Source organism: Methylobacterium sp. WL9 (assembly GCF_008040035.1).
Lineage (GTDB): Bacteria > Pseudomonadota > Alphaproteobacteria > Rhizobiales > Beijerinckiaceae > Methylobacterium > Methylobacterium thuringiense.
In genome coordinates, this window is sequence record NZ_VRVE01000120.1 from 1 (window position 1) to 9,560 (window position 9,560).

Genomic DNA, 9,560 nt, shown 5'->3' on the forward strand with positions numbered 1-9,560 from the left:
GGCGATCACCGGGACGCCGGGCTCGCCGATGCCGGTGGGCGCGGCGGACGACGGCATGATGTGGACCTCGACCCGGGGCATCTCCGACATCCGGGTCGGCCCGTAGCTGTCGAAGTTCTTTTCCTGCCCCGCGACCGCTTCGCTCTCGCCGCCGCCGCGATCCCGTTCGCACTCCTGGCGATCCTCTCCGCCCTCGCCCTGCTGCAGACCGTGCCGGGCCAGCCCGGGCTCTGGGTCGAAACCGCCACGCTGATGCTCGCCGCCTATCTCGCCGGATGCCTCGCCGGCGGCGCCGGACGGCTGGCGGCGAAGCGAGGCTGATCCCGAGGCGGCGCCGTCACCGCCGCACCAACGGAATCACGTGATGCGCGAAGCGCCGCATCTCGGCTTCGAAGGGCTGAAACTGCAGCATGAACAGTTCGATGCCGGCCGCATGGAATGCGCCGACGCGCTCGGCGACGGTCCCGTAACTGCCGACCAGTCCCGCGGCCGTACCGCCGTTGGTGCCGACATGCCGCGTCGCCGCCGCATCGGTCTTTGCGAACATCACGCTCGCCGTGTCGGTGCGGGCGCGGGTGTCGGCGCGCAAGGCTTCGTCGCGGCGGCTGAGGTCGAGCAGGCGCGCGTGCTCGTCCTTCGCGTCGGCATCCGTCTCGCGGGCGATGACGAAGGCCGAGAGGCCGTAGCGCAGGCGGCCCTGCGCGGCGGGCCGGCGGGCGACATCGGCGATGAGGGCGGCGACGTCGCCGTGCGGCTGGCCGTTGATGAACCACACGTCGCCGTGGTCGGCGACCAGCGCCCGCGCCGGCTCCGACTCGCCGCCGACATAGATCGTCGGGCGCGGGCGGAACGTGCCGGCGGGCTTCAGCCGGTAGTCTTCGACGCGAAAGTGCCGGCCCTCGAAATCGACGCGCTCGCCCCGCATCAGGCGGTCGACGAGGCCGATCCACTCGCGGCCATAGGCGTAGCGTTCGTCATGCGCCGGAAACGGCAGGCCGGCCCGCTCGAATTCGGCGCGGTTCCAGGCGTTGACGAGGTTGATCCCGAAGCGGCCCTCGCTGACATGCTCGATCTGCAGCGCCATCTTGGCGAGCACCACCGGGTGGTAGAGCCCCGGCTTGATCGCCGCGATGATCTCGATGCGGCGGGTCAGCGCCGCGAGCGCCGCCGAGGCCGTCCAGGCTTCGAGCTGGTCGCGGCCCTCGTCGTAGGGATTCATTGTGTGCTGGGCGACGAGCACGGCGTCGAAGCCGAGCGCCTCGGCCTCCAGCACCAGATCACGGTTTCGAGCCCAGCCGGCGTCGTCCGGTTCGTCCGGGTCGTGGTGGGCGGCGCGCGAGCCGTGGACGGCGGCCCAGATGCCGAAGCGGAGAGGGTGGGTCATGCCGGCTCCGGATACGCGGTTCGATCGCGATGAGCGCTCTCCTCGCCCTCGTTGCGACGAGGGAGGAGGTGCTGGCGGTGGTGCAGGCGGCACCGCAATGCTCGATCCTGCAGCCTTGTGGAGCAAATGCACCAAGGAGATGGGCCACGTCGGTTCAGGTATGAGCCTGTTCGCACACCTGGATCCAGACGCTGTGGATCGTGCGTCCCGAGCTGTCGCGCACCGTCACAACGGCCGGGTGTTCGCCGTCGATCGGCGGTGCGGAGATCGCGGCATCGAACGCTATCCTAACGGCTGTTTCCCTGGCGGCCTCAAAATTCGCTAAGATGCTGCCTTCATTGTCGATATCACTGCCGCCGTTGACGATGTCGAAGAAGTAGCGCGGCATTCACCCGATCTCTTGGCCTCGACCGCGAACTCTCGGCCAGGTTGCAAACTAGGCAATTTGCGTTCTCGGCGAAAGTCATGCGGCTCAGCCCCTCCCGGCCGGCGGCTGCCAGATCCGCACGTCGGTGGCGTCGAGCCTGCGCGGGATCAGGCCGGCCTCCAGGAAGGTGTCGGCGATGCTCTGCTGCTCGGCCAAAGCCGCGCGGTCGACCGGCTTGACGGCGTAGCTGCGCCGTTCGTTGACGGTGGCGACGACCTCGGGCGGCAGGTCGCCCCAGAGCGGCGCGAGCAGGGCCACCGCCTCCTTCGGATTCGCCTTCACCCAACGGCCAGCCTCCACCAGGGCCGAGAACACCGTGGCGACGATCTCGGGATGCGCGGCGGCAAAGCTATCGTTGACCGTATAGTAGCGGTTGTAGCTCGACAGGCCGCCGGCGTCGGCGAGCACGCGCACCGGCCGCTTGGCCTGCACGATCGCCAGGAACGGATCCCAGATCACCCAGGCGTCGAGGCTGCCGCGCCCGAAGGCGGCGGCCCCGTCCGGCGCTTCGAGATAGGCCGGCCTGATGTCGGCGAAGCTCAGGCCCTCGCGCTTCAGGGCGGCGGCGAGGATAAAATGGCAGCCGGAGCCCTTCGAGACGCCCACCGTCCGGCCCTTCAGGTCGGCGATCGAGCGGATCTCGGATTCCGCGGGCACGACGATCGCGTCGGCGCGGGGCGAGCCCGCCTCCATCGCATAGAAGGTCAACGGCGCCCGAGCCGATTGGGTGAAGATCGGCACCGCGTCGGCGACGTCGGCATGGAGGTCGACCGCGCCGGTATTCATCGGCTCGATCACCTTGGTGAACTGGTGCCAGCTTACCCCGCTGCCCGCCGCGCCGAGCCGTGTCTCCAGCGTCCCGTTGGTCTTGAGCACCGTCAGCAGGGTCGAGGAGCGCTGGAAGCTCAAGCGCACCGTCTTGGCGGCACGGCCCGCCCCGGCTCCCGCCAGGCCGAGGCCGAGCGCGCCTCCGAGCGAGGCTGCGAAACGGCGGCGGGACAGGATCATGCAGGACAACTCGGGGCGCTGGGACGGCGGAGGACCGGCCGTCGAGCGTAGACGGCCTACCGCGACGATCAAATAGATTCTTATTCTATATTGGAGATTCTCAGTAGAACGATCGTGCATATGCTCGATTATTGGAAGAAACCGATTTCAAAATGGCGAGACGATCCCAATAACAGGCGGCCACACCTTGAGTTCTACCCGGAATTTGCCGATTCCATGAGGCCGCCGCGCCGGCCGTCGCTTCTCCCATCGTTCCTGCGCGGCGGCATTCAGAACGGGATGGCCGAGCGATGTCGCAGACAGATGCGGGTTGGGGGGCGGGTCCGAGCGGGCGCTACGACGCTCTCGCGGCGCGGTTCCGGCCGATCTTTTCGGAGATTCGCGCCACCGCCGTGGCGCGAGACGCCGGGCGAACACTGCCCCATGCCGAGATCGGCTGGCTCAAGGAGGCGGGCTTCACGACGCTTCGCCTCGATCCGTCGGACGGCGGCCACGGCGCCGGCCTGCCCGAACTGTTCAACCTGCTGATCGAGCTGTCGCAGGCCGATTCGAACGTCACCAACGCCCTGCGCGCGCATTTCGGCTTCACCGAGGACGTGCTATCCTCCGCGTCGCCGGAGTGGCGCGCGCGCTGGATCGCCCGGATCGCGGCCGGAGAGACCGTCGGCAGCGGCGTCTCGGAGACCGGGCCGGCCAAGGTCGGGCAGTTCGATACCGTGGTGCGCCGCCGCGGCGAGGACTGGGTGGTGGACGGCAGGAAGTTCTACACCACCGGCTCGCTGTTCGCGGACTGGATCCACCTCTCGGCGCAGGACGAGAGCGGCGCGCCGGTCATCGCCGCCGTGCCGACGCGGACGCCCGGCGTCGCGATCGACGACGATTGGGACGGGTTCGGGCAGGCGCTCACCGCGAGCGGCACCGCCCGCTTCACCGGCGTCGTCCTGAGCGCGGATCTGATCAAGCCGGAAACGGTGCGCTTTCCCTATGCCATGGCCTTCTTCCAGCTCGTGCATCTCGCGACGCTCGCGGGGATCGGCCGCGCCGCCGCCGAGGACGTGACCCGGCTCGTCCAGGCTCGAACCCGCGTCTACAGCCACGGCAATGCCGGCCGCACGGCGGACGACCCGCAGATCCTGGCGGTCGTCGGGCGCGTGCGGAGCAACGCCTATGCGGCGGGCGCGATCGTGCTGAAGGCGGCCGAGGCCGTGCAGCGCGCCTACGAGGCGGTCCGGGCCGGCGGCCGAGATGCGGCCGAGCCGGCCACGGCGATCGCCGACGTCGAGATCAACCAGGCCGTCACCGTGGTGACGAACCTCGTGCTGGAGGCCACCACCGCCCTGTTCGACGCCCTCGGGGCCTCGGCGGTGAAGGAAGAGCACGGGCTCGACCGCCACTGGCGCAACGCCCGCACCCTGACCTCGCACAATCCGCGAATCTACCGCGAGCGCAGCGTCGGGGAATTCGCCGTCAGCGGCACGCGGCCGCCGCGCGAGTACCGGGTCGGCACGGCCTGAGGAGCGTGACCTTCGGCGAGAGCTCCAAAGAAAACCCGCGGCTACGGCGCGACCGGCGCGGCCTCGGCGCTCGCCGCCGGCTTGGCCCCGCGGGCGAAATCCTGCTCGATCAGCAGGGCGTTCTTGCCGTCCCCCTTGCCGCCGAGGCGGTTGCGGTAGACCTGCAGGTTTTCCATCACGCGCTGCACGTAGTTGCGGGTCTCGGTGAAGGGAATGCGCTCGACCCAGTCGATCGGGTCGATGCCGGGCTTGCGGGGGTCGCCGTAGGCGTCGATCCACTTCTTCACGTTGCCGCCGCCGGCATTGTAGGAGGCGAAGGCGAGGATGTAGGAGCCGCGCCAATCCTCCATCAGCTCGCCGAGATGGGCCTGGCCGAGCCGGGCGCAATAGGCCGGATCACTGGTCAGACGGCCCTGCTCGTAGGCGGTGCTGACGCGCTTGGCGGTGCGCGAGGCAGTGGCCGGCATCATCTGCATCAGGCCGCGCGCCCCGACGCCGGACTGGGCGCGCGGGTCGAACTGGCTCTCCTGCCGGGCGATGGCGAAGACCATGGCGCGCTCCACCTGCGGCACGGCCACGAAGGCCTCGTATTCGGGGATGCCGATGGTGGGGTAGGCGTGGACGTCGAGCGCCAGGCCGCGCTGCGTCGCGAGCTTGCCGATGGCGACGAGCGCCCGCGCGTCGCCGGTCTGCAGGGCGACGTCGCCCAGCGCATTCACCTCCGCCTCGTTGGTCAGGAGTTTTGCCGCGTCGATGTAGAGCGGCAGCGCCAGATCCTTCATCGCGGCGGCCGAGAGCAGCTTCAGGGCGCGCACGAACAGGCGGTCGTCGAAGGCCTTGCGGGCGTCCCCGTCGAGATCGGCGGCGCGGCGCAGATCGAAGCTCGACTGGCCGAGCCGGGCGCGGGCGAGCTGGCCGTAATAGGCGATCGGCTGGCCGGCGGCGCGCTCGTAGAAGGTCTTGGCCTCGCGCGCGTTGCCGAGCTGGTCGGCGGCGCGACCCTGCCAGTAGGTGGCCCGCGCGATCGAGATCGGCGTCTCGGCGATGTCCGCGGCCTTGGCGAAGTGCGCCTGCGCCGCCTTGGCGTCGCCCGAGAACCGGAGCGCGATCCAGCCGGCATGGAACTCGGCCTCGATGCGCTTCTCGGTGGTGCGGGCGCTGTGGCCGCTCGCCACCGCGTAGGCGGCCTTGGTGTCGCCCTGGTCGATCAGCTTGCGGGCGACGATGCGACGCTCGACCCACCATTCGTCGCCGTCGACGAGAACCTCGGGGTTCGTCGGCGCGGCGGCCAGGATCTTGGCGGCCTCTTCGAATTTGTCCGCGCGGCGATAGTACTGCGCCCGCGAGAGCATGAACGAGGAATCGTTGCGAAGGCTCGGCGGCACAGCGTTGAGGGCGGACGGGGCGCCCGCGCCCTTGGCCTCGACCACGCGGCGCGCCCGCACCAGGCTGGCATAGGAGCCGCCGGCATAGCCGGCCGCGCGCCCGGCCATTTCCCAGTCCTCCTTCAGCAGCGCGCGCTCCATGCGGGTGCGGTGGTCGATCGTGGTGAGGATGCCGGGCATGGCGTCCATCACCTTGGCCTCGAAGACGCGCCCGAAGCTCTCGCTGCGCCAGAGGTCGCGCACGAGGTCGGCGGCGTCCGCATCGAGCCCGTCGGCCTTGAAGGCGAGCGCCAGGGCGAGCTTTCCGGGGGCGGTCTCGGGCTTGGCGGTGGCGAAGTAGGCGCGGACCTGGGCCGGATCCTTCTTCTCGGCAAGCAGCCGCTCTTCACCGCGGCGGCGCACCAGCGGGCCCGCCGGCCAGCCGGCATTGTCGCGCAGGAAGGCGGCGATGCGCCTGAGATCCACGCCGGTGCCGGCGCGGATCGCCACCCATTCGCAGAGCGCGCGCGCCGCCGGGTCCTTGAAGCCGTCGCGCAGGCGGTCGCCGTCGGCGAACTTGCCCTTGCGGTAGAGGTCGATCGCCTGGCGGAGCTGGCCGAGATCGGTGTCGCCGGCAAACAGGGCACGGGCCGGGTCCGGCACCTCGGGCACGGGGGCGGCGGGCGAGACCGACGCATCCGGCAGCGGGAAGGCAACGGGCGTCTCCGTGTCGGTCGAGGCGTAGGAACTGGCGGCGGCCGGCAGCGGCGCGTCGGTCGCGGATTCGCCCTTGGAGGCCTCGCTCTTCGAGGGCTCGACCTTGAGCGCGTCGGCGGCGACCGGATCGGAGGGCGCGGTGTCCTTGAGGGCGGCGGAGGAGGCGTCGGCATCGCTCGCCGGCAACGCCGCCGTCGTGGCGGGTCCGGTGGCGTCGGCCGCACCCACCGGGCCGGCGAGGGCGACGCCACCGAGCAGGAGCGCCGCGAGAGTCAGGCGAGGTCGATGAAAGACCGCCATGGTTCACCCCGAGTCGGGAGGCCAAACGTCAAGCTGGCCCCGCGTGCGTTAAGAAGGCATTAACTGCGTCTGCGAAGGGTTTGCGCGGCGTCGGCCGAGCGCCTATGTCTGCCCGCCCCGATTTGCGGGCGCCGCCCCACAGAGGCGGACCGACGGCACACCAAGAGACGGCTGGGACCAGCAGGATGACCGAGACCCGTGCGCGCCTGAGAGGCTCGATGACCGCGCTGGTGACGCCGTTCCGTGACGGCGCCGTCGACGAGGCGGCCTTCCGCAAGTTCGTCGACTGGCAGATCGAGCAAGGCACGCACGTACTGGTGCCGACCGGCACCACAGGCGAGAGCCCGACGCTCAGCCACGAGGAGCACGACCGCGTCGTCGAGATCTGCGTCGAGCAGGCCGCCGGCCGGGTGCCCGTGATCGCCGGCGCCGGCTCGAACTCGACCCTCGAGGCGGTGAAGCGGGCGCGCCACGCGGAGGCCGTCGGCGCGGAGGCGGTGCTCACCGTCACGCCCTATTACAACAAGCCGACGCAGGAGGGCATGTACGCTCACTTCAAGGCCGTGAACGACGCCATCGGCATCCCGATCATCATCTACAACATCCCCGGCCGCTCGGTGGTTGACATGAGCGTCGACACCATGGCGCGCCTCTTCGAACTGAAGAATATCGCCGGCCTGAAGGATGCCACCGCCAAGATCGACCGCGTCAGCCTCCAGCGCCATGCCATGGGTGAGAGCTTCATCCAGCTTTCAGGCGAAGATGCGACGGCGCTCGCCTACAACGCGCATGGCGGCTGCGGCTGCATCTCGGTGGCCTCCAACGTCGCGCCGCGCCTCAGCGCCGACCTGCAGGAGGCGACGTTGGCAGGCGACTACGCCAAGGCCCTCCAGATCCAGGACCGGCTGACCCCGCTCCACGCCGCGCTCTTCTACGAGTCGAATCCGGTGCCGACGAAGTACGCGCTGGCCCGGCTCGGCCTGATGTCGGACGAGGTGCGGCTGCCGATGGTGCCGCCCTCCGAGGGCTGCAAGCAGGCCGTCGACGCGGCGCTCCGCTTCGCCGGATTGATCGCGGACTGATACCAATGGCCGAAAGCTGCGACCCTCGCTGCGACCGGCCATCGGCAAGCGCGACGGCGCGTCGCCGCTCGTGCGGCGGAGGGCCCTGAAGGCGTCAGCCGTAAGGGCCACTGAGATGAGACGGCAAGGCTCGCCGGACGGGCCGATCGACACCATATCCGGCAGCTTGGCCCCGACACGATTGCATCCCGAAGACCATGGCTCCCAAGACCGAACCCAACCGCAAGGTCGTCGCGGACAACCGCTCGGCCCGCTATCACTACGCGATCGAGGACGTGATCGAGGCCGGCATCGCGTTGAGCGGCACCGAGGTAAAGAGCTTGCGCAACGGCAAGGCGACGATCGGCGAGTCCTATGCCGGGCCGTCCGGCAACGACCTGATGCTGTTCAACTGCAACATCCCGGAATATCTCGAGGCCAACCGCTTCAATCACCAGCCCAAGCGCCCCCGCCGCCTGCTGCTGCATCGCCGCCAGATCGACAAGCTCATCGGCGCGACCCAGCGCCAGGGCATGACCGTGGTCCCGCTCAAGATCTACTTCAACGAGGACGGCCGCGCGAAGGTCGAGCTCGGCCTCGGCAAGGGCAAGCAGCTGCACGACAAGCGCGAGACGACCAAGCAGCGGGACTGGCAGCGCGACAAGGCGCGGCTGATGCGGGACAAGGGTTGAAAAGACGCGTTCGGCGAAGCGAACGTTTGGGACGGACGTCCCGCCTGTCCCATGCCGTCCCACTGGCAGGAACGCCGCACGGAATGGCTCCGCTTGGTCACGGGCGCGCGAAAACCGGTTGACGGCGTGACGCTCATCCGCTATTATTCCTATAGATGAGTAGAGTCACCTCTCGATCATGAGGCGACAGAATACGACCGGGGGCATGAAACCGCCGTCCTCGCCCATCGCTTGCGGCGGCAGCTCCCGCGCATCATCTCGTGGGCTCCATCCCGTCGGAGGCGCGCGTGACCCAGGATTATTCCACCCTGCCACCCGATCTGCCGGCGCCTGTCGATGACGGCGCCGCCGACCATCTGCAGGGCAGACGACTGCCGGACGTGGCGCTGACGGCGACCGATGGGCAAACCGTCTCGCTCGCGCGGCTTCCGGGCCGCACCGTCGTCTTCGCCTATCCGCGCACCGGCGAGCCGGGACAGCCGAACCTCGTCGCGGATTGGGATGCGATTCCCGGTGCACGGGGCTGCACGCCGCAGGCCTGCGCCTTTCGCGATCGGCATGGCGCGTTGATCGCGCGCGGCGTCGCGCAGGTGCACGGGCTGTCGACGCAAGCGAGCGACTACCAGCGCGAGGCCGCCGAGCGGCTGCACCTGCCCTACACGCTGCTCTCCGACAGGCACCGTGCCCTGGCGCTCGGAGCACGGCTGCCGACTTTCGAGGCCGGCGGCACGGTGCTCCTGAAGCGGCTCACCCTGGTCCTCGACGACGGCGTCGTGACCAAGGTGTTCTATCCGGTGTTTCCGCCGGACCGCAGCGCCGAGCAGGTCATCGACTGGCTCGACGCGGAGGCGTGATCCAACCCCTCGCGCAGCGCAAGCGCGACCGCGCGCCGCCGCCCATGCGGTGGATGCGGAAGCCCTGATCACCAGGGCTTCCGCACACCAGTTCAAGCCTCGGCGGGGTCTTCCGGATCGCCCGGCTGGCGGATGCCGTAGCGGCTCTCCAGGGCCGGGCTCGAGGCACGCGATCCGCCGCGCTCGGCGAATTCGCGGCGACCGGTGTCGCCGGCGGGGCGGGCCGGGCGGTCGCCGGG

The 9,560-nt window shown here is 69.8% G+C and carries 9 protein-coding genes; 5 read left to right on the forward strand and 4 right to left on the reverse strand.

All coding sequences use genetic code 11. The features are described 5' to 3' along the window. Positions 1 to 123: 123 nt before the first annotated feature. Entirely contained in the window at positions 124 to 321 is a 198-nt protein-coding gene (locus tag FV217_RS20895) for a hypothetical protein (RefSeq protein WP_246683070.1), read from the forward strand. Between the two features lie 16 nt (positions 322 to 337). Here FV217_RS20895 and FV217_RS20900 read toward each other — a convergent pair whose 3' ends face one another. The 3 genes from FV217_RS20900 to FV217_RS20910 all read right to left on the reverse strand — a co-directional run bounded on the left by FV217_RS20900 (position 338) and on the right by FV217_RS20910 (position 2,819). Next, the gene (locus FV217_RS20900) at positions 338 to 1,384 is read right to left on the reverse strand and encodes an LLM class flavin-dependent oxidoreductase (protein ID WP_147820328.1); all 1,047 of its coding nucleotides are present in this window, start codon (positions 1,382 to 1,384) and stop codon (positions 338 to 340) included. A gap of 154 nt (positions 1,385 to 1,538) precedes the next feature. After that, positions 1,539 to 1,772: a hypothetical protein gene (locus tag FV217_RS20905; protein ID WP_147820330.1), complete on the reverse strand. Its 234-nt coding sequence runs from the start codon at positions 1,770 to 1,772 to the stop codon at positions 1,539 to 1,541. A gap of 84 nt (positions 1,773 to 1,856) precedes the next feature. Beyond that, the gene (locus tag FV217_RS20910) at positions 1,857 to 2,819 is read right to left on the reverse strand and encodes an aliphatic sulfonate ABC transporter substrate-binding protein (protein WP_147820332.1); all 963 of its coding nucleotides are present in this window, start codon (positions 2,817 to 2,819) and stop codon (positions 1,857 to 1,859) included. A 290-nt stretch (positions 2,820 to 3,109) separates the two neighbouring features. Here FV217_RS20910 and FV217_RS20915 point away from each other — a divergent pair, with 290 nt between their 5' ends. After that, on the forward strand, positions 3,110 to 4,333 hold the full coding sequence (locus FV217_RS20915; RefSeq protein WP_147820334.1) for an acyl-CoA dehydrogenase family protein: 1,224 nt from the start codon (positions 3,110 to 3,112) through the stop codon (positions 4,331 to 4,333). Between the two features lie 41 nt (positions 4,334 to 4,374). On the opposite strand, the gene FV217_RS20920 is transcribed toward FV217_RS20915, so the two are convergent. Continuing rightward, positions 4,375 to 6,714, reverse strand: coding sequence for a lytic transglycosylase domain-containing protein (locus FV217_RS20920; protein ID WP_147820336.1), 2,340 nt, complete (start codon positions 6,712 to 6,714; stop codon positions 4,375 to 4,377). 185 nt (positions 6,715 to 6,899) lie between these two features. Here FV217_RS20920 and dapA point away from each other — a divergent pair, with 185 nt between their 5' ends. From dapA to FV217_RS20935, 3 genes are all read left to right on the forward strand, one after another. Then, positions 6,900 to 7,796 (forward strand): 4-hydroxy-tetrahydrodipicolinate synthase, encoded by an 897-nt coding sequence (gene dapA / locus FV217_RS20925; RefSeq protein WP_147820338.1) that lies wholly within the window; start codon positions 6,900 to 6,902, stop codon positions 7,794 to 7,796. Between the two features lie 197 nt (positions 7,797 to 7,993). Beyond that, positions 7,994 to 8,467, forward strand: a complete 474-nt coding sequence (gene smpB / locus FV217_RS20930) for an SsrA-binding protein SmpB (RefSeq protein ID WP_147820340.1) — start codon at positions 7,994 to 7,996, stop codon at positions 8,465 to 8,467. 287 nt (positions 8,468 to 8,754) lie between these two features. Further along, a complete protein-coding gene (locus FV217_RS20935) occupies positions 8,755 to 9,321 on the forward strand; it encodes a peroxiredoxin (protein ID WP_147820342.1) in 567 nt (188 codons plus the stop codon). The last annotated feature ends 239 nt before the right edge of the window (positions 9,322 to 9,560 follow it).